Genomic DNA, 21,934 nt, shown 5'->3' with positions numbered 1-21,934 from the left:
AAGTCCTATTGACCAAGTCTTGCCATGAGAGCGTCGATGCGCGGCTGGCCCCACTGCTTCACCGTCAAAGGTCCGGTCGCTTCCACGTCGACGCCTTCGCCGGGGCCCAGCACGACGCCGCGCCCACGCGCCCTGCGGCTGACGCCGACACGGCCGTCGGCGACGAAGACGGAGGTCTTGGCCTCAGCGACATCGACGGCCCATCTGGTGCCGCGCACCGCTGCAATCGCCTGCGGCGTCAGCACCTTGAAGGGATTACCGCCCGCCTTCCTGGGCACTTCAACCAGCAGGGCTTTGCTGCTCAACTCGACCGAGTCAATATGTCCGTCGCGGTTGGCGTCCTTTAGTTCAAATCTGGCGCCGTTTTCTGCAACGATGGTGATGCCGTTGTCGCAGCGCCAGGTCTGCGTGCCCGCTGCCGAGGCCGAGGATGTGCAAGCTGCATTGGCAGGCTGCGCGGCCGCAAATCCGATCAACAACGACCATGCCAGAGCAAAACATCCGGCGCGCGCGAACCTTCTCATGCCAGCCTCCGTTTGCATGTCCGGCACAGTTCAAGGCGATGTTGATACGGTACCGTATCACACGCAGAGGCTGCTGAAAAGTGCCGCTTTACGAGCTATTTTCTCGCCCCGGCCTTTTCCAGAGCGGTGCGATCAACTTTCGGTCAGGGCGCGCCACGTGAGTGCCAGCCTCTCCCTCTCCCCGGTCTGAACAGCTTGCGAGGAGAGGGGTGGGGCGAGGGGCCATCTCCGCGAATTCGGTCGGAGTTGCATTCGCGGAGAGTCCCCCCTCACCTGAATTCACGGCCTCTCCCCGCGGGCGGGGAGAGGCGAAGGCGGAGCCCGCACACCAGCCTCGCGCAACGCTTCCCCGCTATCTTCCGGGTATCGAAGGCCACGAAAACGACTTGGTTCCGTGGCCCTAGAGATGCGGCCGAAGACGGCCGCTGAACGCGCCGATCCTGCCGAGAATTATAGTTAACAGATGCGACTAAGTCCGTAGTTCTGCGGGCTTTTTTCTCGAAATGGGACGACGTTGACGAGCTGCCCCACATCTGCCCGAACTTAATCCGCATTTAACTAAAAGTCGCCTTAATGACGCTCCGACCCTCTGCGAGATGCTCTTCCCGGATCGTGACCAGCGGCACTTCGAAGGGGGACTGAGTGACACCGTCCTGGACGCAAGGCGAATGAGTACGAGTATCGCTGCGAAGAGTAACGCGGCACGGAAGTCCAAGAAATTCTCCAAGAATTATTCGCGGAAATCTTCCCGGAAAATGACCACGACCAATTGGCTTGGCGCCGCGGCCATCGGCTGCGTCGTGATGGGCGCCGGCTGGACCATCTACAACAACATTCTCGGCGCGAGCGTCTATCCGACCGTCGGCAGCACCGGCTATGATGCGCCGGTGCTCAAGCGTGCGCCCAAGGTCGCGCTGCGCGAGGCCGGCGACGCCATCAAGGAAGCTTTTGCGCTTCTGCCTGACCGGTTGCAGGTCGCCGCCCCGATCTCGCGTGAGATGTTCAACGAGCGCTTTGCTGCCGCTGCGACCCAAGGCGTGGCATCGAACGCGGACAGCGCGGCGCCCGCGACCCAGGTTGCGGTGGCCAAAGACGCGCCAAAGCAGAGCGTGATCGCGAAGGTCGCGGAAGCACTGAAGCCGTCGGCCCCGGCCAAAATTGCTGAAAAGGCCGCTGACAAGACCGCGGACAAGACCAAGCGCGCTCCGGATGCCCAGATGCAGCTCGCCTCGGCCGATCCGGCCCAGATCGTGCCGGCACCGGAAGCGAAGAAGTCGTTCGCCGATCGCGCCAAGGCAGCGGTGATGTCGATCACCGGGCCGCGGCAGTCGATGGTCGAGAAGCTCTGGGGCAAGCGCGAGCCGTCCGGCGGGCTGCTGGCCTATGCCTCGGCCGATGCCAGCGTGACCGCGTCCATCGCGCCGAAGGAGCAGAACCCGATGTTCGGCGGCGCGCCGCCCTATGAGCGGGACACCGCCGTCTACGACATCACTGCCAAGGCGGTGTATCTGCCCGACGGCACCAAGCTCGAAGCGCATTCTGGCCTCGGCTCCAATCTCGACGATCCGCGCTCCCAGCGCACCCGCATGCGCGGCGTGACGCCGCCGCACATCTACACGCTGAAGCCGCGCGAAGCGCTGTTCCACGGCGTGCCCGCGTTGCGCCTGACCCCGATCGGCGGCGAGAGCGCGATCTACGGCCGCGACGGCCTGCTTGCCCACACCTTCATGCTCGGGCCGAACGGCGATTCCAACGGCTGCGTGTCGTTCAAGGACTATTACGCGTTCCTCGACGCCTACCGCAACAAGGGCATCCGAAAGCTCGCGGTGCTGGCGCGGGTGGAGTGAGGCGCAGCGCGCCTCACTGCTCACTTCTCTGCATGATCAGCGTTTGACGAAGACCAGGTTGCAGGCGCGCGCCTCGTTGCGCTTGCCGGTGCCGCGGGTGCGATCGAACTGCGCGTCGACCGTAAAGGCGTAAGGCGAGCCGGGCGCAAGGTTGTTGAGCGTGTACGCGCTTGCCCCCGTTGTGCCGCGCGCGCTCAACGTCGTCTTGCCGTCGGCCGGGATTTGGCCGTCGATCTCCAGGCGGTTGACGCCGTCCTTGCTCTGAGCCTCGGCGTGAAACACGCCGTTGGTCACGGTGCCGGCGAGGGGTCTGGTGAAGCCCTGCGCCTTGCCGGAAGCCGGGCAGTTCAGCGTCACGTCCCAGCTGCCGTCGAAGTCCTTGCTGCCGCCGGCGCGGGTGTTGGTTGCAGGCGCCAGCGCCACCTTTTGCTTCAGGCCCTCGATCCGCGCTTTGGCGAGACTGGCGAAGCTGCAACTGGAAAATCGCGTCAGATGGTCCTCGAAGGCGCTGACGGTGCCGATGGTGTCGGCAGCCTTCCAGTGCGCCTCCGCGGATGCGCAAGGGTCGGCCCGCGGCGCGACTTGTGGAGCTGCGGGAGCGATCGTGACCGACACCGGTCCGTTCAGGTAGAACTTGCCGATGATCGACAGCGACAGCTCCGGAAGCTGTGTCTTGCCACTGGCGTCATAGACGTCGCTGCTGATGTCGCGGAAGACATCGCCGATCTCCTGCGGCTCTTCGATGTGCTTGAGGAACGCGGCCGTATAGGGGCTGTTGCGGCCGACGCCGTCTGCCGCGGTCTGCCCCGATTGCGTCGAGAACGACACGATCGTTCCGCGCGGCGCTTCGACCTTCGACAGGCCGCGCCCGATCGAGGCGGCCCGCGTCGCAGAGCGTTTGAGAGTTTCCGCCAGCGGATTGTCGCGGCAGGAATCGAGCACCAGGATGCGCAGGTTCTTGGCTTGCTGCAGATCGTTCACGATGTCGTCGACCCGCACGAAACGTTTGAGGTCGGCCTCATCGGTCAGCGTGGCGTCGACAGGCATCAGATAGTTCACGCCGTTGTACTGCATCGCATGGCCGCTGTAGTAGAATATGGCGACGTCAGCTCTGCTCGCGGCGCGCGCGAAGCGGATGGTCAGGTCCTGCATGTCGGCCTGGCGCAGGTCGATGCCCTGGATCACCTCGAAGCCGCTGCGCCTCAGCGAGGCCGCGACGTCCTCGGCGTCGTGCGACGGGTTGGGAAGTTGCGCCGTCGAGGCATAAGCGCCGTTGCCGATCACCAGTGCCACCCGCGTGTCCGCAGATGCACTATCGGGGTACAGCCAGCCGGCGAGGAGGACTAGGCAAACTAAAGATAAGCACAATCTGGAAAGAGCACGCATGAATGCCTTCCAAGAAAATATCGAAAAATATCCCTCCAGATTAGCTCATGCCGCGCCGACTTCAATGCCCTCGCCGGGGAAAACGCTCAGATTTCGCGACCGTGATGTCCGGTCACGCTGCCATCGCCTTGCGCATGGCCATCTCGGTCGCAATCGCTTCCCGCACGGCCGGCCGCGCCTGCATGCGCCCGAGATAGGCTGACAAGGGCGGCCATTGCGCGATGTCGACGCCGGCGGGGCGGAGCAGCAGCAAGGCCCAGGTGAGATGGGCATCCGCGACAGTGAAGCTGTCGCCGACGAGGAATTCACGCTCCGCCAGATGCGCCGACGGCACCGACAATGTCTGCGTGATTCTGGCGCGCGGCTTGGCGAGCGAGCCGTCGTCCTTGTACCAGAAGGTCGGAAACAGAAACGCCTTGTGGATCTCGGCGCCGATGAAGCTCAGCCATTCCTGCAGGCGATAGCGATCGGGATCGTCGGGCCGCGGCGCAAGGCCGCGCTCGGGCTTCGCGTCGGCGATGTATTGCAGCACCGCCGCGCTCTCGGTCAGCCGCTCGCCGTTCTCCAGCACCAGAACCGGCACCGCGCCCTTTGGCGACACGCCGCGGAAATCGCTGCCGTCATCCACGACCTGCTTGGTCCAGATGTGGGCGAGGTGATACTGCGCCTCGATACCAGCTTCCATCAGCGCGATGCGACTCGAGAGCGAGCAGGCCATCGGAAAGTAATAGAGTTGCAGCATCTTATGCTCCGTCACGTCAGCGCATCGCTGCGCGCGATGATCGCGAAGCGGTCGGAGAGCTCGGCCAGCGCGACCTCGTGAATCGTCCGGGCATCCAGCGTGCCGCCGCGGCCATCCGGTAGGTCGCGGGTGGCGCAGGCATCGGCCGCGATCGTCGTCCGCAGACCGAGGTCGAGCGCGGCGCGGGCGGTCGAGGAGATGCACATGTGAGTCATGAAGCCGGCGAGCACGACGTTCTTGCATCCGGCCGCGGCAAGCCGGGCTTGCAGATCGGTGCCGGCAAAAGCGTTCGGCAGCGCTTTCTCGATCACGGGCTCGCCTGCTTGCGGCGTCAGGCGATCGACGATCGCGCCACGCGCGGCCTCGCGGTCGAACAGGCCGCCGGCGCGGCCCTTGTGCGCGATGTGGATGATCGCAGCGCCGCTCTCCCGCGCCCGCGCCAGCAGGCGCGCCGCCGCGGCGATCGCGGGCTGCGCATCGGGCAGGGCCAGCGGGCCGGCGCAATATTCGTTCTGGATGTCGATCAGCACGAGGCAGGCCTCGGTGAGCTTCGGCGGATTGAGATCGGCGCCGGCGAGTTCGAGCAGGGTCTTGGGTGCGGTCATGTTGGTCAGGCCTTCCAGGCATATCGGATGACGCGATACTAGCGCAGCATGGCCCTGCCATTGTGCAGGACTATTGCAGCTTATGGCTGCAGATTTGCAGGACACAGCATCGCCTGCTAGGCTCGCCGCCATGAACTGGGACGATCTGCGCATCATCGCTGCGGTGAGGGACGAGGGCACCTATGCCGGCGCCAGCGCGCGGCTGCGCATCGACGAGACCACTGTCGGCCGCAGGCTCGCGCGCATCCAGCGCGATCTCGGCGTGCCGCTGTTCGAAGCGGTGGACGGCCTGCGCCGACCGACGCGCCATTGCGAGGCGGTGCTCGAGCATGTCGGCGCGATGGCCGCCCATGTCGCGGCGATCGACCGCATCAAGGAGAGCCAGCCCGGCCCGATCGGCCGCCTGCGCATCGCCTCGACCAATGCGGTCGCCGAGGAGTTGTTGGCGCCGCACGCGAGCAGCTTCCTGCGCGATCATCCCGGCCTGACCCTGCAGTTCCTGACGTCCAGCGGCAACGTCAAATTCTCGCGCTGGCAGGCCGATCTCGCCATTCGCCTGCGCAAGCCGGAGAAGGGTGACTTCACCATCTCCAAGCTCGGCGATGTCAGGCTGTATTTCTTCGAGCCCGCTGACCGCACCGGCGGCGAGCCGGTCGCCTGCGTCTATCCCGATGAGCTCGATGCGATTCCGGAGCAGCAATTCCTGCGAGCCAAGCGGCTGAAGAACGTGCGCTGCGTCACCGACAATGTCCGCATCATCAGGACCATGATCCAGTCGCATCAGGCCGTCGGGGTGCTGCCCGAGCACAGTTGCGAAGGCCTGTTCGCCGACCGCAGCCTGCGCGCGACGCTTCTGCCGAGGCGGCGCGACGTCTGGCTCTTGGTGCAGAACCACCTCAAGCGCGATCCGGCAACCCGCGTGACGATCGACTGGGTGAGGGCGTGCTTCCAGGACAGCTCGCGCGATTGACGTCGCGTCGCGCTGTGATCTGCATGTCACAGCGCGCGATGCGCGATAGAAAATCTCGAAACAGCCCCTTGCAACCCGAACGTGCCTGGTCTATTAGCCCGCTCCTTCGCTAGGTCATGTGTCCGGGCTCTCTGAGATCCCGGCTGGCGCGAGCCGGTCTCCGGTTTCGTGTTCCGCCGAATGAAGACGCAGGATGTAGCTCATGGAGAGCGTCGGAGTAAAATCCGGAGGCATCGGTTCGATTCCGATTTCTTGTACCAACCAAAGGATAGCTCAGTGGTAGAGCAGATGACGTTTAATCATCGTGACGCGGGTTCGAATCCCGCTCCAGCGCTACGGGTCAGCCTGAAAAACTGACACCTCTGACGAGGACCGGACGCGCGCTTCAGTCGCAGTCCGGCCGTTTTGCCGCAAGGCTCTCCGTCCGAACCTAGACACTGTGAGACCGGCTTTGCGCCGCGGGTAGATACCGCTTGCGTTGATGCCGGGTGGCTCCGCTCGGCCGCGCGACACCCGTCGCGCGATCGCGCGCGTGCGCCCGTCGTCATGCAAGCTCAAGCCTCGGTCCGTCGATCTCTCAGGAAGCGTCGTCCGCGTCCTCAAATCCTTTGCAAACGAAACCTGTTGTCCGGCATCCGGCCGGACGCAAAACGATGGAGGCGTGCCATGACTTCGAACAAGGGCTGGCATTTGCTGATGCTGAACGTGACGGTCAAGGATGGCGAGCGTGCGCTGCTCACGCGCAACGGACAGCTCGTGCGCGTGCTCGCGCCCGGCAGGCATCGTCTGTTCGATCCCCTGCACGAGCTCAAGGCCGAGGTGCTCGATGTGGTCCGCAGCGAATTCTCTGCGGATCGCTACGCGGTGCTGAAGGCCGCACGGCCTGATCTGGCCGCCGAGCTGTTCGAGGCGGTCGAGACCAAGGCGGACGAGATTGCCATCGTCAGCCTCGACGGCCGGCCCGTGCATCTGATGACGCCCTGGCAGGTGCGCGTCTACTGGAAGGTCGCAACGAGCGTCGGTGTCGAGCGCATCGATGTGTCCAGCGATGTCAGGGTCGGCGCGCGGCATCTGGCCATGATCGAGCGTAACCGCTCGGCCGTGACGTCGGAGACGGTGGTTGAGAACCACGAGGCGGGCCTGCTCTATGTCGAGGGCCGGCTCGTGGAGCGGCTCGCGCCCGGCCGGCACGCCTTCTGGACCGTCGGCCGCAAGATCGAGGTGAAGCGCCTCGACCTGCGGCCCCAGGCGGTCGAGATCACCGCGCAGGAGATGCTGACCAAGGATCGCATCGCGCTGCGGGTGACGCTGACGGCGTTCCGTAAGGTGGTCGATCCCGAGCGGACGGTTGCGACCGTGCCCGACGTGGATGCGTGGCTGTACCGCCTGGTGCAGTTCGCGATCCGCGAAGCGGTTGCGGGCCGGACGCTGGACGAGGTGCTGTCTGCGAAGGCGGCGCTGGATGCGGAGCTGCGCGACTATGTTCGCGCACGCGTCGCGGAGTCCGGTGTCGAGGTCACCGAGCTCGGCGTCAAGGACGTGATCCTGCCCGGCGAGATCCGGGAGCTGGTGAACAAGGTGGTGGAGGCGGAGCGGGTCGCGAAGGCGAACCTGATCCGCCGGCAGGAGGAGACCGCGGCGACGCGTTCGCTCCTGAACACCGCTCGCCTGATGGAGGAGAACCCCCTGCTGCTGCGGCTCAAGGAGCTGGAGTCGCTGGAGCGGCTGGTCGAGAAGGTCGGCCGCATCGACCTCCATGCCGGCAATGGCGAGGGCCTCGATGCCCTCTTGACCCGGCTCGTGCGCCTCAAGGCGCCCGAGAGTGCGTAAAACCGAAGGGCCGCCCACGGGCGGCCCTTCACATATCCGTCGTCGTCGCTTGCAATGAACGCGGAACCGCGCCTGTGCGACCAAAATCACGAAGCCGGGATTGTGCGCGCGCGAAGGTTGCGTAATCTCGCGATGACCACGGGTTTGATCAGGGCAGGCGCATGACGATGCTTCAGGACACCATCCGGCCGCCGACGGCGCGATCGCGGGAGTGGAAGGTGATCGTCATCCTGATCCTGCTGGTCCCCGTGCTGTGGTCCCCGCTGATCTTGTTTCGCTTCGTCCTGTATCAGCCGTTCAGCATCCCCTCGAATTCGATGGTGCCGACGCTGATGGTCGGCGACTACGTCTTCGCCGCCAAATATGCCTATGGCTACGGCCGCTACTCCGTCCCGTTCGCGTCGTCGTGGACCTCGAGCCGCGTCTTTGCTGCCGACCCGGAATACGGTGACGTGGTCGTGTTTCGCACGCCGAAGGATACCTCGGCCGACTACGTCAAGCGCGTGGTCGGCCTGCCCGGCGACCGCATCCAGATGCGGCAGGGCCAGCTCTTCCTCAACGACAAGCCGGTGACGCGGGTTGCGTTGAAGGAGACACTTGCCGGTTCTGCCTGCGGCGTGGATGAGGGGGCGACGGTCAAGCGCTGGCGCGAGACGCTGCCGAACGGTGCGAGCTACGTGACGCACGACTGCATCGACAACGGTTTCCTGGACAATACCAACGTCTTCACGGTGCCGCCGGGCCATTTTTTCGTGCTCGGCGACAACCGCGACAATTCCACCGACAGCCGCATGATGTCGACGTTCGGTTTCGTGCCGATGGACAATCTCGTCGGCAAGGTGACGCGGATCTTCTGGTCGCTCGACGAAGACGGTGAGCCGCGCATGGAGCGGTTGGGCAAGGTGGAGTGAGGCTCGGAACGACGGAGGTTCGTAGCCCGGATGGAGCGCAAGCGTAATCTGGGAAGGCTGCCTGCGTCGCACGAGATGTCCCGGATTGCGCTTCGCTCCATCCGGGCTACGGGCCGCCGTTCCGCGAAATCGTTCGCTCAAAACAAAAACCCCGGCATCGCTGCCGGGGTTTCGTAGTTCTTGAGGTCGTTGGACCTTAGAAGTCCATGCCGCCCATGCCGCCGCCCGGGGGCATCGCCGGACCGGCGCCGCCCTTCTTGGGCAGCTCGGCGACCATGGCTTCCGTGGTGATCAGGAGCGCGGCCACCGAGGCTGCGTTCTGGATCGCGGTACGGACCACCTTGGTCGGGTCGATGATGCCCTTCTTGACGAGGTCGCCGTATTCGCCGGTCTGGGAGTCGAAGCCGAAAGCATACGACTTGTTCTCCAGCACCTTGCCGACGATCACCGAGCCGTCTTCACCGGCGTTGATCGCGATCTGGCGAGCGGGAGCCGACAGCGCCTTGCGCACGATCTCGACGCCGGTCTTTTGGTCGTCGTTCTTGGTGCGCAGGCCCTTGAGCTGCTCGGAAGCACGGAGCAGGGCGACGCCGCCGCCCGGGACGATGCCTTCCTCGACAGCCGCGCGGGTCGCATGCATCGCGTCATCAACGCGATCCTTGCGCTCCTTCACCTCGACCTCGGTCGCGCCGCCGACGCGGATCACCGCGACGCCGCCAGCGAGCTTGGCGAGACGCTCCTGGAGCTTCTCACGGTCGTAGTCCGAGGTGGTCTCCTCGATCTGCGCCTTGATCTGGGCCACGCGCGCTTCGATGTCGGCCTTCTTGCCGGCGCCGTTGACGATCGTGGTGTTCTCCTTGTCGATCATCACCTTCTTGGCGCGACCGAGCATGTTGAGCGTGACGTTCTCGAGCTTGATGCCGAGATCTTCCGAGATCGCCTGGCCGCCGGTCAGGATCGCGATGTCCTGCAGCATGGCCTTGCGGCGATCGCCGAAGCCCGGAGCCTTGACGGCCGCGACCTTCAGGCCGCCGCGCAGGCGGTTCACGACCAGGGTCGCGAGGGCTTCGCCTTCGACGTCCTCGGCGACGATGACCAGCGGCTTGCCGGTCTGCACCACGGCCTCGAGCAGCGGCAGCAGCTCGTTCAGCGAGGAGAGCTTCTTCTCGTTGATGAGGATGTAGGCATCGTCCATCTCAACGCGCATCTTGTCGGCGTTGGTGACGAAGTAGGGCGAGATGTAGCCGCGGTCGAACTGCATGCCCTCGACGACGTCGAGCTCGGTCTCGAGCGACTTGGCTTCCTCGACGGTGATGACACCCTCGTTGCCGACCTTCTTCATGGCGTCGGAGAGGAACTTGCCGATTTCGGCATCGCCGTTGGCGGAGATGGTGCCGACCTGGGCGATCTCGTCGTTCGAGGTGACCTTCTTGGAGTTCTTGACGAGGTCCGCCACGACGGCCTCGACCGCGAGGTCGATACCGCGCTTGAGGTCCATCGGGTTCATGCCGGCGGCAACCGACTTGGCGCCTTCGCGCACGATCGCCTGGGCCAGCACGGTCGCGGTGGTGGTGCCGTCGCCGGCCGCGTCAGCGGACTTGGAGGCGACTTCGCGCACCATCTGGGCGCCCATGTTCTCGAACTTGTCCTCGAGCTCGATCTCCTTGGCGACGGTGACGCCGTCCTTGGTGATGCGGGGAGCGCCGAACGACTTGTCGAGCACGACGTTGCGGCCCTTCGGACCGAGCGTGACCTTCACCGCGTTGGCGAGGATGTCGACGCCGCGCAGCATCTTGTCGCGCGCTTCAACCGAGAATTTGACTTCTTTGGCTGCCATCTGGAATTTTCCTTGAAATGTGTGACTGGAGGGAGAGAGGGGCTGTTAGGCCGCCTTCTTCTTGGAAGCGGGGACGTCGAGGACGCCCATGATGTCGCTTTCCTTCATGATCAAGAGATCGACGCTGTCGATCTTGACTTCGGTGCCGGACCACTTGCCGAACAGCACGCGGTCGCCAACCTTGAGGTCGATCGGGATCAGCTTGCCGGCTTCGTCGCGGCCACCGGGGCCGACGGCGACGACTTCGCCCTGCGAGGGCTTTTCCTTGGCAGTGTCGGGAATGATGATGCCGCCAGCGGTCTTCTCTTCTGCGTCGATGCGCTTGACCACGACGCGGTCGTGAAGCGGACGGAATTTCATGCAGTCCTCCTAAGCAATTGCTCGGGTTGAAGATTTCAGATTGTTAGCAGTCGCCGCCAGCGAGTGCCAGGCGGGCTAAGCTGAGATAAGGCAGGATTTTTGCGGGGGCAAGGGCTTCTAGCAGAAAAATAAGCACTCGAAAGCGCCGTCTGCCAGAATCTCACTCCCATCGTTAACCCGAGCGCAGACCCGTATTAGCACGGAGCGTTCTCTGCTGCTAACGCATTGAATTTCAACAGCTTGTTAAACTTTTGGGCTTGAGATGGGTTGTCAGTTTGCGTCACATTTCACTCATGTGAGCGCATCTCCATCGGGTGGCTCGTGAGCTGCGTACCCGGAAAGCCACCCCCTGAATGCGCTCCTGCAAAGGAGGTTGGCATGGTCTCGCGGGTTGGGGTTGTTTCCGACGACTTCCGGAAACAGGTGTTGGGTTACGGGCTGACGACGGCGGAAATTCTCTACCGGATGCCGGATCATCCCTCGCTGCTCCAGACCTATGTCTGGCAGAACTACGACATGTTTCCGAAATTCCCGGCGCTGAAGGATTTCCTGGCGTTCTGGCAGGAAAAGCTCGACGGTCCCCTCCATTCAGTCACCGTCGCGCACTCCAAGCTGATCAAGCCGGCCGAGTTGCGCGCCGTGGATGGCGTGTTCCGGCTGCATTGAATCGGCGATCAGGCACCGCTGCCGCAATAGCGCTTCCACATCGCGCGATAGGCGTCGTCGACCGCTCGCCCGTATGAGACGGGGTTGCTGGCGGCTGCGGCCCGGATCTTGTCGGGCAGTTCGCGGCGCAACCTGTCGAGCTCGCTGATCGCAGAACCTCGGCTCGTTGCGATCTCGATATACGCCTCATGGCTGTCCGTCACCCAGTCCGGCAGGCCAAGTGCGGTGAGAATAGAGCCGGCAGCACGGCTGGGCAGGCTGTTGCCGAGTTTCGCCACCACCGGCACGCCCATCTGCAAGGCTTCCCATGTGCTGACGCCGCCATTCTGCGGGAACGGGTCGAGGCAGATATCGACGCGATTGAACGATGCCAGATGTTCGCTTCGCAAGGTGGCACCGAGCAGATCGACGCGTTCGGCCGGCAATCCGCAAGCCTCGAACCGCGCCAGCAGATTCTCGCGGACCAGCTGGTCGTCCAGCGCGACATCCTTGACCAGCAGTCGCGACCCCGGCACCCGCTCGAGAATCCTGGACCAGACTTGCGCAGCCTCGTCCGAAATCTTGCTGATGCGGTTGAAGACGCCGAAGGTGACGAAGCCGTTCGAGATCGCCGGCGTTGGGGCCCGCGGAATCTCGGTCGGCAGCGACGCCAGCGTCACGAAGCACGGCAGGTCGACGACGGTCTCCGCAAACAGATGCCGAACCTCGAAGGGAATCGCGACCGGGTCCGAGATCAGATAATCGATCGTCGGCAGCCCGGTGCCAGTGCCGTGGCCCCAGCCATGCACCTGGATCGGCGCCGGCTTGCGCGCAAACACGCCGAGCCGGTTCCCTTTGGTATGGCCGGACAGATCGATCAGGATGTCGATGCCGTCGGCGCGGATCTCGGCGGCGAGGCGATCTTCGGTCCATTGCGAGGCGTCGCGCCAGCGATCGGCGATCCCCTGAAATTCGCTGGTCGTCGCATCCACTTTCGACGAACAGGCGTAGCACACGACCTCGAACTGTGCCCGGTCATGGTGTTGGAGGACCGGCTTGAAAATCAACGCGGCCGAATGCGCGTTGAAATCCGACGAGACATAGCCGAGCACCAGACGACGGTCCGGATCGCGGCTGTTGTCATGCGGTTCCGCCGCGCCTGAAGCGATTTTCGCGCCGACACGGTCCCACCACACCTGCCGCGCCTGCTGATGCCGTTCGACGGTGGCGTCCCCCGCAAAATCGAGCGTGAATATCTTGTTGGAGATCGCGCTCTGGAGGTCAGGCTGGATGTCGAGGGCTCTGTCGAAACTGGCGAGGGCTTCGTCGACGCGGCCAAGTCCGGCGAGGCAAAGACCCAGCACCAGGTGAGCTTGAATGGAATCGGGATCGATCGCGAGCGCCTGCTCGCAGTCGTGCGATGCCTGGGCAATCTGCTGGATCTGGAGCAGGACACTGGCCCGCGCGAGCCACCCATTCGCGTCCTCGGGGGCCAGCGCAATTGCCTGATTGCCGTCTGCCAGCGCTTCGTCAAATCGCTGGAGTTCCCGAAAAGCAGTGGCACGGTTTGCCAGCGCCGAGGCATAGTCAGGCTTGATCGACAGCGCGCGGTTCAAGCTTGCAATGGCCTCGTCATAGTTGCGCTGACGGCACAGCGCCCAACCCCGGCCGTTGTGGGCTTCGGCAAGGCTTGCGTTGAGTGCGATCGCCTTGTCGTAGCTGTGGAGCGCGTCCTCGTGAAGATCGAGGGCTACGCTCGCGTTACCGAGATTGGAGAGGGTTGCGGCGTGGTTGGGCCGCAAGGCGAGGGCCTTTCGATAGCTCGCGCAGGCCTCGTCGTGACGCCGCAGCCCGTTGAGCGCGATGCCCAGGCTCATATGAGCATCGGCAGATCGCGGATCCAAGGCGACCGCTTGGCTCAGCAGGATTTCGGCTTGCTGAAAGTTCTTGGCATCGGACTCCAAGGCGCCGAGCATGTGCAGCGCCATGAATTGGTTGGGCGCGAACTGCAGGACTTGACGATAGGCAGCGTGGGCCTCGGGGAGAAGCCCCATCTTGTGCAGCTGCAGCGCGTGCCCGAGCAGCGGCAGCACTTCGGCCTTTTGCCGTTTCTGAAGCCGGGCATTTTGAAATGCACGCTGACCTACGCTGTTGCCCATGAGTTCATTCCCCCAGAATCTCTCTTCGAGATTAATTCAGCGAGAGAACGAATACGAGACGATGGCCGCTCGCCACGACAGCTTGGGACAAGCTACGACCGAGTGGGTGATCGGGCTGCCGGCCTTGCGCCCGGCAATTGCCGCCCGATCCAGGACTGGATAATCTGCCCTCGGGTTGTCCCCGTCCGGCGGGTGCGGCTCAGATCAGGGAGGCAGACAATGGCCAAGCAAAAGGCATCGAGACCCGCAACGAAGACCGCGGTGAAGAAGCGGAGCGGCGCCAAGCCGGCGGCGCGATCCTCGGCACGCAAGGCGGTCAAGGCAAAGGCCCGCACTGCCGTGCCGAAGAAGCCCGCACGCCCCAAGCAGCGCATCGCGATCAGCCATCACCGCGAGGAAGACTTCAAGGCCGATGGCCTGCGCGCTTACGCGAAATACCGCGACCTCGGCATCGCCGCCGCAAGCCACGGCCTCGCGCAAGCGCACGTGATCCGGCTGCAAGGTCCTTGCGATCCGGCCGAGGTGTCAAAATTGCATTTTCACGACGTCGATTTCCAGATGGTCTACGTGCTCAAGGGCTGGGTGAAGACCTATATGGACGGGCAGGGCGAGACGCTGATGAAAGAAGGCAGCGCCTGGACCCAGCCGCCGAAGATCAAGCACATGATCCTGGATTATTCGGACGACGTCGAACTGCTGGAGGTGATCCTGCCGGCGGAGTTCAGGACAGTGGAGTTGAAGGCGTAGGCCGATCTCTCTCCTTTGTCGGTTCGTAGCCCGGATGTGCTGCGCTGCATCCGGGCTGCAGGACCGTCGCGACTCCAGCCCCCACCACCGCCCATCAAGCACGTCGTCAGCGTTCCCGTCACGATCGCTAAAAAGCACGCGATCTGCGAAACCGGGCAATTACCAGCCGGATGGTTTCAGCTGACCCGCAGGGCGGGCGCTAACCAATCGAAAATACCTCTCGCGGCAACTCAAGGATGTGAAAACGCGGGAGTGCTTTCATGGCGACCAACACTTTTGGCCGACGCGGCGTTACGGCGCCGCCGTCAAGAGCGTCGTTTCAACCCGTCGCCGCGCCGACCGTGCGGGAGATCGTGCGTGACCCCGCTCGGCCCTTGCCCAGTGAAGGGACGCTTTTTGGCGATAACAGGCTTCTGGCCGATATCCCTTTCCTCACCATTGGCCTGATTTTCGGTCTGCTTTTGATCTTCGCTCTGCAACGCAGTCTGGCCATCGACGTTGCGAGGGACGGCGACCTCGACGTCCGCTCGCTGATCGCTCAGGGCGCCTCCGGCTACGATCTCGTTGTCGGACGAGGAGAGTGGTGGAGGATTGGCCTTGCGCCGCTGCTGCACGGCAGCGGGTGGCACCTCGTCAGCAACTGCATCGGGTTGTTCATCGTCGGCGTCAGGCTGGAGTCTCTGATCGGCCGTGGCTGGTTTGCGCTGATCTTCGTCGCCAGTGCAGTGGCGGGCGAGGTCGGCTCTCTGCTGGGCAATGGCCCCGGCACGGTGGGAGTCGGCGCGTCCGGCGCCATTACAGGGCTCATTGCCGCGCTGTTCGTCGCGAGTTTCGAGCCCGAAGCGGACGCCGATCAAACCATATCGCGATTGAAGACGTCGCTCTTCTTCGGCGTGCCCGCATTGCTGCCGCTGGCCTTCGGCGCCTCGGGCAACGTCAATTATTATGCCCATGCAGGCGGTGCGGTGGCCGGCGCCGCGCTTGCGATCACGCCGTGGCTCGCCTTCTGGTCCTATGACAGCCTGCCGCGGAGTGCCGGCATGACGTTGCTTGCAGCATCCCTCGGATCTCTGATCTGCGCCGGCTTCGCCGCCGTTCATTATTCGTCATACATGGCCGATGCCGTGCACTATATCCGCGCATCGGAAGTGCCGGCGAAGGCTGACGAGATGGTCAGCCGGTCGTTCGATCTCGTCACCCGCTACCCGAAGGACGCGCGGGCTCATGTGTTCCGTGCGGTCTTCTTCCTGGAGCAAGCGAACCTCAGTGCCGCCGAGACGGAAGCGCGAACTGCTCTGTCGCTCGCAGCATCAGATGTGGCGGGTGGGCCGGTGCGCTCCGGGGCGCAGGGCTTGATGGCGGTGTTGCTATGGGCGCAGGGACGAACCAGCGAGGCGAAGGCCATGGCGGCCGAGCCCTGCCGTGCCAAGCTGGCCGAGGTGCGCCGCATCTTGCAGAAGTCGAAATTGTGCAGTTGACCAGGCTACGGCATCACCACGGGTCACGTGATGACCCCCACCACCGCGCCCATCAAGCACGTCGTCAGTGTCCCCGACACGATCGACTTCAATCCCAGCGCGTTGATCTCCTCGCGCCGCTCCGGCGCCATCACGCCCAAGCCGCCGATCATGATGCCGAGGCTGGCGAAGTTGGCGAAGCCGCACATTGCGTAGAGCATGATCAGTCGCGAGCGCGGGTCGAGTGCGTCGCCCGGCAGCTTCGCGAAGTCGACATAGGCGATCAATTCGTTGAGCACGGTCTTGGTGCCCATCAGGCTACCGGCCGTCACCGCCTGGCCCCATGGCAGTCCCATTAGCCAGCACACCGGCGCCATCGCGATGCCGAGCAGGCGCTGTAACGAGATCGCGGCGCCGCCAACATTCGGCAGCAGGCCGAGCATGGCGTTGACGAGATAGACCAGCGCCACCAGTACCAGCAGCATGGCGACGATGTTGATCAGCAGCTCGATCCCCGCGCTGGTGCCTTTCACGATCGCATCCATCGTGCTGGAGACTTCCATCTCCGGATCTTCGAGCGTGCCGCCGGTACGCGTGTTGGAGGTTTCAGGCACCATGATCAGGCTGACGAGGATCGCGGCCGGCGCGCCCAGCACGGAGGCGATGACGAAGTGCGCGGCGGCATCGGGAATGTGGGGAGCAAGCAGCGTCGCATAGAGCACCAGCACGGTGCCGGCGATGCCCGCCATGCCGCCGGTCATCACCAGGAACAATTCGCTGCGGGTCATCTGCTTCAGATAGGGCCGCACGAACAGCGGCGCCTCGACCATGCCGAGGAAGATGTTGGCGGCGGTCGACAGGCCCACCGCGCCGCCGACGCCGAGCGTCCGCTCCAGCAGCCAGGCCATGCCGCGCACGATCGGCGGCAGCACGCGCCAATAGAACAGCAGCGTCGTCAGCACGCTCATCACCAGCACGATCGGTAGCGCCTGGAACGCCAGGATGAAATCGGCGCCAGGCACTTTGAGGTCGAAGGGCAGGGCGCCGCCGCCGACATAGCCGAACACGAAGGCGGAGCCGGCGCGCGATGCAGCCGAGATCGCACCGACCGCATCGTTGATGGTGCCGAAGGCGTGCGCGACGACCGGCAGCTTCAGGAGCACGATCGCGGTGACGAAGGTGGCGACGAGGCCGATCGCCGCCTGCCGCAGCGACACGGCGCGCCGATTCTCCGCCAATGCGAAGGCGATCAACAGCAATGCGAAAATGCCGAGTGCCGATTGCAAGCGCAGCATGATGTCCCCAAACCCCCAATGATTATGGCCGTGCCGGCGCTGCAAAGGCAATGCCGGGAGCCGCCAGAAGCGCCCCACTGTTGACAAGCCGGGCCACCTCGGCCACGCGGGGGCCTTCGACAGTGAGGGGGAGAGCGGTCCGAGGGTGACCCAAAAGGCGATGCCAGAGCAGCCAAACTCCGGCCATCCGCCGGTCAGCGCCCGCGCGCTTCTCGCCCATCGCGCGTTCCTGTTCTTCCTGCTCTCGCGCAGCCTGTCGCGCTTTTCCAGCCAGATCGCGGCGGTCGCGATCGGCTGGCAGATCTACGATCTCACCGGCTCCGCCTTCGACCTCGGCATGGTCGGCTTGGTGCAGTTCCTGCCCACGGCGCTCCTGGTCTTCGTTGCCGGCCACGCCGCCGATCGCTATGAGCGCAAGCGGGTGGTCCAGCTCTGCCAGCTCGTTGAAGCGGCGACCGCGCTCTATCTCGCAATCATCACCTATCTCGGCGCGGTCGGCGAAGTCCAGATCTTCATCGCGACCTTCGTGCTCGGCATTGCCGGCGCGTTCGAGAGCCCGACCACGGCGGCGCTGCTGCCGCTGATCGCGCCGCAGGGCTCGCTTCAGCGTGCCACCGCCGTCTCCAGCGGCGCGGCGCAGGTCGCGACCATCACCGGCCCGGCGCTCGGCGGCTTCGCCTATGCGGTCGCACCGCATCTCGCCTACGGCATGATGCTGCTGTTCTGGATTCTTGGGATGATCCTGACCGGCTTCATCCGGCCGCGCCCGCAGGCCATCGCGAAGCAGGGGACGGACTCGGACAATATCTTCGCCGGCGTCCGCTTCATCCGCAGCAATCCGGCGATCCTCGGCACCATCTCGCTCGATCTGTTCGCCGTGCTGTTCGGTGGCGTCACCGCGCTGTTGCCGATCTATGCCCGCGACATCCTCCAGACCGGCCCAATGGGACTCGGGATCTTGCGCGCTGCGCCCGCCGTCGGCGCGCTCTTGATGACCATGGTGCTGGCGCGTCACGCCATCTCGCGGCATGTGGGCCTGCGCATGTTCCAGGCCGTGATCGTGTTCGGTCTCGCCACTATCGTATTCGCGCTGTCGTCCTGGATGTGGCTGTCGGTGCTGTCGCTCGCCGTGCTCGGTGCGGCCGATACGATCAGCGTCGTGATCCGCTTCTCGCTGGTGCAGCTGTCCACGCCCGACGAGATGCGCGGACGGGTCGGCGCGGTCAACTTCCTCTTCATCAACGCCTCGAACCAGCTCGGCCAGTTCGAAAGCGGAGTGGCCGCCGCACTGCTCGGCGCCATGCCGGCCGCCGTGCTCGGCGGCGTCGCCACCGTCGCAGTGGCGCTTTTGTGGATGAAGCTGTTTCCGAGCCTGCGGCAGGTGGAGAGCTTGGAGTAGGGAAAGCCTCGTGTCCCGGACAAGCCGCAACGCGTCAGCGTTGCGCGCAGAGCCGGGACCCAGGAGGCCAAGCACGAGATCCCGGAGGCCGGGCCCCGGCTCAACAGCGCGTCATTGCATGCCGCGCAGCGTCCGGGGCACGGGACTGGATGCCCCCCGAAAGCCTCGGACAAAGCACAGAGGAATCAAAGAGATCCCTACTGTGCATGGGGTTGTTTTCGCAGTTTTGAGTTCAGCCCCGCCCCACGAACGGCATCTTGGTCGCCATGACGGTCATGGTCAGCACGTTGGCATCGAGCGGCAGGCCGGCCATGTAGGCCACGGCATCGCCGACCGCCTTGGCGTCCATGCGCGGCTCGTGCTTGGTGGTGCCGTCGGGCTGGAGCACGCCGGGGCCGTTGACCATGCGATCAGTCATCGGGGTCGCGGCATTGCCGATGTCGACCTGGCCAACCGCGATGTCATACATGCGGCCGTCGAGGTTAGAGGCCTTGGTCAGGCCGGTGATGGCGTGCTTGGTCGAGGTGTAGGCCGCCGAGAACGGCCGCGGCGCGTGGGCCGAGATCGAGCCGTTGTTGATGATGCGACCGCCGCGCGGGCTCTGGTCCTTCATGATGCGGAAGGCGTGCTGGGTGCACAGGAACGGGCCGGTGAGGTTGGTGTTCACCACCGCCTGCCACTGCTCGAGGCCGAGGTCCTCGAAGTTGACGGCGGGGGCGCCCATGCCGGCATTGTTGAAGAGCACGTCGAGGCGGCCGTAGGTCGCCTTCACCTTGTCAAACAGTGCCGCGATCGAGTCGGGCTTGGTCATGTCGGCGGTGACGCACAGGCTTTTGCCGGCGAGGCCGAGCTTTGCCGTCTCCTCGAGCATGTCGAGCCGGCGGCCGACCAGCACCACGGTGAAGCCGGTGTTCATCAATGCCAGCGACGCTGCGCGCCCGACACCGGTGCCGGCGCCCGTCACCACTGCGATCTTCTTTGCTTCACTCATTGTTTCCTGCCTTTTCTCATGCTGTCAGGTTTTGGGTTCTTTTTCGTTCTTGTAGGGCGGCCGCGGAATGTTCTGGTGCGCCGCGCGCAGCGCCGCGGACCAGCGCGAGCGGAGATCGTGGAAATAGGGCTCGCCCGCCTCGATGCGATGGTTGAGATCGGCCTCGCAGGCATCGGCGCGCACCACCAGCACGTCGATCGGCAGCCCGACGCCGAGATTGGAGCGCATGGTCGAATCCATGGAGATCAGGCCGGTCTTCAGCGCCTCGTAGAGTTCGACGTCGTAATGCATGGCGCGGTCGAGCACGGGCTTGCCGTATTTGTGCTCGCCGATCTGCAAGTACGGCGTATCGGTGGTGCACTCGATGAAATTGCCGGCGGTGTAGACCATGAACAGGCGCATGCGTGCGCCCTTGATCTGGCCTCCGAACAGGAACGAGACGTCGAACGAGACGTCCTCGGATCTCAGCGCCGGGCCTTCGGTCGCATGCACCGCGCGGATCGCCCGGCCGATGCGCTGGGCGGCCTGGAACATGGTCGGCGCGTTCATCAGCGTCTCGACCTCACCCGTGTTGGGGTCCTCCAGGCCTTCGGTCAGCGTGGACAGCACCGACTGGCTGATGGCGAGGTTGCCGGCGCTGGCGATCGCCATGATGCGCTCGCCGGGCTTCGAGAAGATGTGCAGCTTGCGGAAGGTCGAGACGTTGTCGAGGCCGGCATTGGTGCGGGTGTCGGCGATCATCACCAGACCGTCCCGAACCAGGATTCCGCAGCAATAGGTCATTTCCAGTCCCCGAACGCGTTTGCGCGGAATTACTAGCCAATTTCGGCAGCCGCTCCAACCCCCGATTCCCGGGGCGAGTCGTCGTTCCAGGACGCGTCCGCCGGCCTCAGTCGGCGGCGCCTACGAGAAACGCCTCGTCGACGGGCACGCCGAGCGCCGTGACCAGCCGGTTGGTTTCCGCGGCCATGCCGACGATGGCGAGCATCTCGGCATATTCAGCCTCGGTCATGCCCTTGGCCCGCGCGGCGGCGGTGTGCGAGTGAATGCAGTAGCTGCAGCCATGCGCAATCGACACCGCCACGTAGAGCATTTCCTTGACCTTGGGATCGAGCGCGCCGGGAGCCATCACCTCCTTGATGCTCTCCCACGTCCGCCGCAGCGTCTTCGGATCATGCGCCAGCGCGCGCCAGAAATTGTTGACGAAGTCCGACTTCCGCACCTTGCGGATATCGTCGAAGACGGCGCGCGCCTCGCTGGAGAGTTCATCGTCCGAAAGCAGTTTTACGGTGGCCATGAGTACCTCGCGGGGACAGGTCTGATCCCGCCAGTGTAGCACGGCACACGTGTCGGGCGGCGGCGCCTAGCTCTGCCACTGCGATTGGGACTGCCCGCCGCGGCCCGCCTGGTCGACCTTGACGGCCACCGTCAGCGTCTCCGTGCCTCCGCCATAGCGGGTGCCACGCACCGGGGCTGCGCCGAGATAGTCGAGCCCGATCGCGACGCGGACATGGGCGTCGGTGGCGCAGATGCTGTTGGCGGGATCGAATCCGACCCAGCCGAGATCGGGAACGTAGGCTTCAGCCCAGGCATGGCCGGCCTCCTGATGCACCGTGCCGTCGGAGCGCAGGAAGTGGCCGGAGACGAAGCGTGCCGGCACGCCGCCGGTGCGGGCGCAGGCAATGAAGATGTGCGCGTAGTCCTGGCAGACCCCGCGCTTGAGCGTGAACGCCTCCGCCGCCGAGGTTCCACTGTTGGTCGGGTCCTCGTCGAAGGTCATGTGATCGCCGATCTCGGTCATCAGCGTATGCAGGAAGCCGAGCGTGTCGCTCTCGGCCTCGCTGCGCAACTGGCGCGCGACCGCCATCATCGCCGGATTGACGGAGGTGAGGTCGGTGGCGCGCAAGAACATGCCGGCCGGAAAGCGCTCGTCGGTACCGCGCAGCACGCCGCCGGTGTCGTGGGTCTCGATCAGGCCTTCGGCGGTGATCTTGATGTCGCCGACGGGACCGCAGGACAGCACATGGGTGACGTTGCCGAAGGCGTCTTCATGGGTGTCGAGCTTGGTGTCCGTCGAGACGTCGATCTGCCATTCCGCCACATACTGCCCGTCATGGCTGCCGGGCGTCATGCGCAGGATCTGGATCACGCTGGTGGCCGCCGGCTCGTAGCGATAGGTCGTGGTGTGCAGGATTCGCAGGCGCATGGTGGACCGTGTCGTCAGCCGGG

The 21,934-nt window shown here is 64.6% G+C and carries 20 protein-coding genes and 2 tRNA genes; 10 read left to right on the top strand and 12 right to left on the bottom strand.

Going from position 1 to position 21,934, the window contains the following annotated elements; all coding sequences use genetic code 11:
• Positions 1 to 5 precede the first annotated feature (5 nt).
• Entirely contained in the window at positions 6 to 524 is a 519-nt protein-coding gene (locus AABA86_RS08465) for a FecR domain-containing protein (RefSeq protein WP_212251634.1), read from the bottom strand.
• A gap of 755 nt (positions 525 to 1,279) precedes the next feature.
• On the opposite strand from AABA86_RS08465, the gene AABA86_RS08460 reads away from it, so the two are divergent.
• A complete protein-coding gene (locus AABA86_RS08460; protein WP_338306436.1) occupies positions 1,280 to 2,371 on the top strand; it encodes a DUF2778 domain-containing protein in 1,092 nt (363 codons plus the stop codon).
• A 36-nt stretch (positions 2,372 to 2,407) separates the two neighbouring features.
• Here AABA86_RS08460 and AABA86_RS08455 read toward each other — a convergent pair whose 3' ends face one another.
• From AABA86_RS08455 to AABA86_RS08445, 3 genes are all read right to left on the bottom strand, one after another.
• Positions 2,408 to 3,757, bottom strand: a complete 1,350-nt coding sequence (locus AABA86_RS08455; RefSeq protein WP_338306435.1) for a caspase family protein — start codon at positions 3,755 to 3,757, stop codon at positions 2,408 to 2,410.
• A 112-nt stretch (positions 3,758 to 3,869) separates the two neighbouring features.
• Positions 3,870 to 4,499, bottom strand: coding sequence for a glutathione S-transferase N-terminal domain-containing protein (locus AABA86_RS08450; RefSeq protein ID WP_338306434.1), 630 nt, complete (start codon positions 4,497 to 4,499; stop codon positions 3,870 to 3,872).
• 11 nt (positions 4,500 to 4,510) lie between these two features.
• Positions 4,511 to 5,104, bottom strand: a complete 594-nt coding sequence (locus tag AABA86_RS08445) for a cysteine hydrolase family protein (protein WP_338306433.1) — start codon at positions 5,102 to 5,104, stop codon at positions 4,511 to 4,513.
• Positions 5,105 to 5,234: 130 nt separating this feature from the next.
• Here AABA86_RS08445 and AABA86_RS08440 point away from each other — a divergent pair, with 130 nt between their 5' ends.
• From AABA86_RS08440 to lepB, 5 genes are all read left to right on the top strand, one after another.
• The gene (locus AABA86_RS08440; RefSeq protein ID WP_338306432.1) at positions 5,235 to 6,074 is read left to right on the top strand and encodes a LysR family transcriptional regulator; all 840 of its coding nucleotides are present in this window, start codon (positions 5,235 to 5,237) and stop codon (positions 6,072 to 6,074) included.
• A gap of 188 nt (positions 6,075 to 6,262) precedes the next feature.
• Positions 6,263 to 6,334, top strand: a tRNA-Leu gene (locus AABA86_RS08435).
• A gap of 7 nt (positions 6,335 to 6,341) precedes the next feature.
• Positions 6,342 to 6,407, top strand: a tRNA-Lys gene (locus AABA86_RS08430).
• Between the two features lie 333 nt (positions 6,408 to 6,740).
• Entirely contained in the window at positions 6,741 to 7,904 is a 1,164-nt protein-coding gene (locus AABA86_RS08425) for a slipin family protein (RefSeq protein WP_338306431.1), read from the top strand.
• Positions 7,905 to 8,065: 161 nt separating this feature from the next.
• Entirely contained in the window at positions 8,066 to 8,815 is a 750-nt protein-coding gene (gene lepB, locus AABA86_RS08420; protein WP_212251620.1) for a signal peptidase I, read from the top strand.
• A gap of 196 nt (positions 8,816 to 9,011) precedes the next feature.
• On the opposite strand, the gene groL is transcribed toward lepB, so the two are convergent.
• A complete protein-coding gene (gene groL / locus AABA86_RS08415; protein ID WP_063195265.1) occupies positions 9,012 to 10,652 on the bottom strand; it encodes a chaperonin GroEL in 1,641 nt (546 codons plus the stop codon).
• A gap of 45 nt (positions 10,653 to 10,697) precedes the next feature.
• Complete coding sequence (locus AABA86_RS08410) at positions 10,698 to 11,012, bottom strand: co-chaperone GroES (protein WP_011088371.1); 315 nt, start codon at positions 11,010 to 11,012, stop codon at positions 10,698 to 10,700.
• Positions 11,013 to 11,390: 378 nt separating this feature from the next.
• On the opposite strand from AABA86_RS08410, the gene AABA86_RS08405 reads away from it, so the two are divergent.
• Positions 11,391 to 11,678, top strand: a complete 288-nt coding sequence (locus tag AABA86_RS08405) for an usg protein (protein ID WP_212251618.1) — start codon at positions 11,391 to 11,393, stop codon at positions 11,676 to 11,678.
• Between the two features lie 8 nt (positions 11,679 to 11,686).
• Here the strand turns inward: AABA86_RS08405 and AABA86_RS08400 are convergent, their stop codons facing one another.
• On the bottom strand, positions 11,687 to 13,816 hold the full coding sequence (locus tag AABA86_RS08400) for an O-linked N-acetylglucosamine transferase, SPINDLY family protein (protein WP_338306430.1): 2,130 nt from the start codon (positions 13,814 to 13,816) through the stop codon (positions 11,687 to 11,689).
• A gap of 219 nt (positions 13,817 to 14,035) precedes the next feature.
• On the opposite strand from AABA86_RS08400, the gene AABA86_RS08395 reads away from it, so the two are divergent.
• Both AABA86_RS08395 and AABA86_RS08390 read left to right on the top strand, forming a co-directional pair.
• The gene (locus tag AABA86_RS08395; protein WP_338306429.1) at positions 14,036 to 14,563 is read left to right on the top strand and encodes a cupin domain-containing protein; all 528 of its coding nucleotides are present in this window, start codon (positions 14,036 to 14,038) and stop codon (positions 14,561 to 14,563) included.
• A 260-nt stretch (positions 14,564 to 14,823) separates the two neighbouring features.
• Positions 14,824 to 16,041, top strand: a complete 1,218-nt coding sequence (locus tag AABA86_RS08390; protein ID WP_338306428.1) for a rhomboid family intramembrane serine protease — start codon at positions 14,824 to 14,826, stop codon at positions 16,039 to 16,041.
• Positions 16,042 to 16,064: 23 nt separating this feature from the next.
• Here AABA86_RS08390 and AABA86_RS08385 read toward each other — a convergent pair whose 3' ends face one another.
• Positions 16,065 to 17,315, bottom strand: a complete 1,251-nt coding sequence (locus AABA86_RS08385; RefSeq protein WP_338306427.1) for a NupC/NupG family nucleoside CNT transporter — start codon at positions 17,313 to 17,315, stop codon at positions 16,065 to 16,067.
• Positions 17,316 to 17,475: 160 nt separating this feature from the next.
• On the opposite strand from AABA86_RS08385, the gene AABA86_RS08380 reads away from it, so the two are divergent.
• Positions 17,476 to 18,714, top strand: a complete 1,239-nt coding sequence (locus AABA86_RS08380; RefSeq protein ID WP_212251610.1) for an MFS transporter — start codon at positions 17,476 to 17,478, stop codon at positions 18,712 to 18,714.
• Positions 18,715 to 18,946: 232 nt separating this feature from the next.
• On the opposite strand, the gene AABA86_RS08375 is transcribed toward AABA86_RS08380, so the two are convergent.
• The 4 genes from AABA86_RS08375 to AABA86_RS08360 form a co-directional block, all read right to left on the bottom strand.
• Positions 18,947 to 19,705: an SDR family oxidoreductase gene (locus AABA86_RS08375; RefSeq protein ID WP_338306426.1), complete on the bottom strand. Its 759-nt coding sequence runs from the start codon at positions 19,703 to 19,705 to the stop codon at positions 18,947 to 18,949.
• Between the two features lie 24 nt (positions 19,706 to 19,729).
• Positions 19,730 to 20,488 (bottom strand): proteasome-type protease, encoded by a 759-nt coding sequence (locus AABA86_RS08370; protein WP_091966256.1) that lies wholly within the window; start codon positions 20,486 to 20,488, stop codon positions 19,730 to 19,732.
• 106 nt (positions 20,489 to 20,594) lie between these two features.
• A complete protein-coding gene (locus tag AABA86_RS08365) occupies positions 20,595 to 21,002 on the bottom strand; it encodes a carboxymuconolactone decarboxylase family protein (RefSeq protein ID WP_212251608.1) in 408 nt (135 codons plus the stop codon).
• A 66-nt stretch (positions 21,003 to 21,068) separates the two neighbouring features.
• Complete coding sequence (locus AABA86_RS08360) at positions 21,069 to 21,911, bottom strand: transglutaminase family protein (RefSeq protein WP_338306425.1); 843 nt, start codon at positions 21,909 to 21,911, stop codon at positions 21,069 to 21,071.
• Positions 21,912 to 21,934: the final 23 nt, after the last annotated feature.

The organism is Bradyrhizobium sp. TM233, assembly GCF_036247965.1.
GTDB lineage: Bacteria > Pseudomonadota > Alphaproteobacteria > Rhizobiales > Xanthobacteraceae > Bradyrhizobium > Bradyrhizobium ottawaense.
This window is presented reverse-complemented; position numbering and strand designations above follow the sequence as displayed.

What these genes read in the sequence shown, in the direction of transcription:
- AABA86_RS08465 (WP_212251634.1), bottom strand. Translation starts at nt 524, where the DNA reads ATGAGAAGGTTCGCGCGCGCCGGATGTTTTGCTCTGGCATGGTCGTTG.
- AABA86_RS08460 (WP_338306436.1), top strand. Translation starts at nt 1,280, where the DNA reads ATGACCACGACCAATTGGCTTGGCGCCGCGGCCATCGGCTGCGTCGTG.
- AABA86_RS08455 (WP_338306435.1), bottom strand. Translation starts at nt 3,757, where the DNA reads ATGCGTGCTCTTTCCAGATTGTGCTTATCTTTAGTTTGCCTAGTCCTC.
- AABA86_RS08450 (WP_338306434.1), bottom strand. Translation starts at nt 4,499, where the DNA reads ATGCTGCAACTCTATTACTTTCCGATGGCCTGCTCGCTCTCGAGTCGC.
- AABA86_RS08445 (WP_338306433.1), bottom strand. Translation starts at nt 5,104, where the DNA reads ATGACCGCACCCAAGACCCTGCTCGAACTCGCCGGCGCCGATCTCAAT.
- AABA86_RS08440 (WP_338306432.1), top strand. Translation starts at nt 5,235, where the DNA reads ATGAACTGGGACGATCTGCGCATCATCGCTGCGGTGAGGGACGAGGGC.
- AABA86_RS08425 (WP_338306431.1), top strand. Translation starts at nt 6,741, where the DNA reads ATGACTTCGAACAAGGGCTGGCATTTGCTGATGCTGAACGTGACGGTC.
- lepB (WP_212251620.1), top strand. Translation starts at nt 8,066, where the DNA reads ATGACGATGCTTCAGGACACCATCCGGCCGCCGACGGCGCGATCGCGG.
- groL (WP_063195265.1), bottom strand. Translation starts at nt 10,652, where the DNA reads ATGGCAGCCAAAGAAGTCAAATTCTCGGTTGAAGCGCGCGACAAGATG.
- AABA86_RS08410 (WP_011088371.1), bottom strand. Translation starts at nt 11,012, where the DNA reads ATGAAATTCCGTCCGCTTCACGACCGCGTCGTGGTCAAGCGCATCGAC.
- AABA86_RS08405 (WP_212251618.1), top strand. Translation starts at nt 11,391, where the DNA reads ATGGTCTCGCGGGTTGGGGTTGTTTCCGACGACTTCCGGAAACAGGTG.
- AABA86_RS08400 (WP_338306430.1), bottom strand. Translation starts at nt 13,816, where the DNA reads ATGGGCAACAGCGTAGGTCAGCGTGCATTTCAAAATGCCCGGCTTCAG.
- AABA86_RS08395 (WP_338306429.1), top strand. Translation starts at nt 14,036, where the DNA reads ATGGCCAAGCAAAAGGCATCGAGACCCGCAACGAAGACCGCGGTGAAG.
- AABA86_RS08390 (WP_338306428.1), top strand. Translation starts at nt 14,824, where the DNA reads ATGGCGACCAACACTTTTGGCCGACGCGGCGTTACGGCGCCGCCGTCA.
- AABA86_RS08385 (WP_338306427.1), bottom strand. Translation starts at nt 17,315, where the DNA reads ATGCTGCGCTTGCAATCGGCACTCGGCATTTTCGCATTGCTGTTGATC.
- AABA86_RS08380 (WP_212251610.1), top strand. Translation starts at nt 17,476, where the DNA reads ATGCCAGAGCAGCCAAACTCCGGCCATCCGCCGGTCAGCGCCCGCGCG.
- AABA86_RS08375 (WP_338306426.1), bottom strand. Translation starts at nt 19,705, where the DNA reads ATGAGTGAAGCAAAGAAGATCGCAGTGGTGACGGGCGCCGGCACCGGT.
- AABA86_RS08370 (WP_091966256.1), bottom strand. Translation starts at nt 20,488, where the DNA reads ATGACCTATTGCTGCGGAATCCTGGTTCGGGACGGTCTGGTGATGATC.
- AABA86_RS08365 (WP_212251608.1), bottom strand. Translation starts at nt 21,002, where the DNA reads ATGGCCACCGTAAAACTGCTTTCGGACGATGAACTCTCCAGCGAGGCG.
- AABA86_RS08360 (WP_338306425.1), bottom strand. Translation starts at nt 21,911, where the DNA reads ATGCGCCTGCGAATCCTGCACACCACGACCTATCGCTACGAGCCGGCG.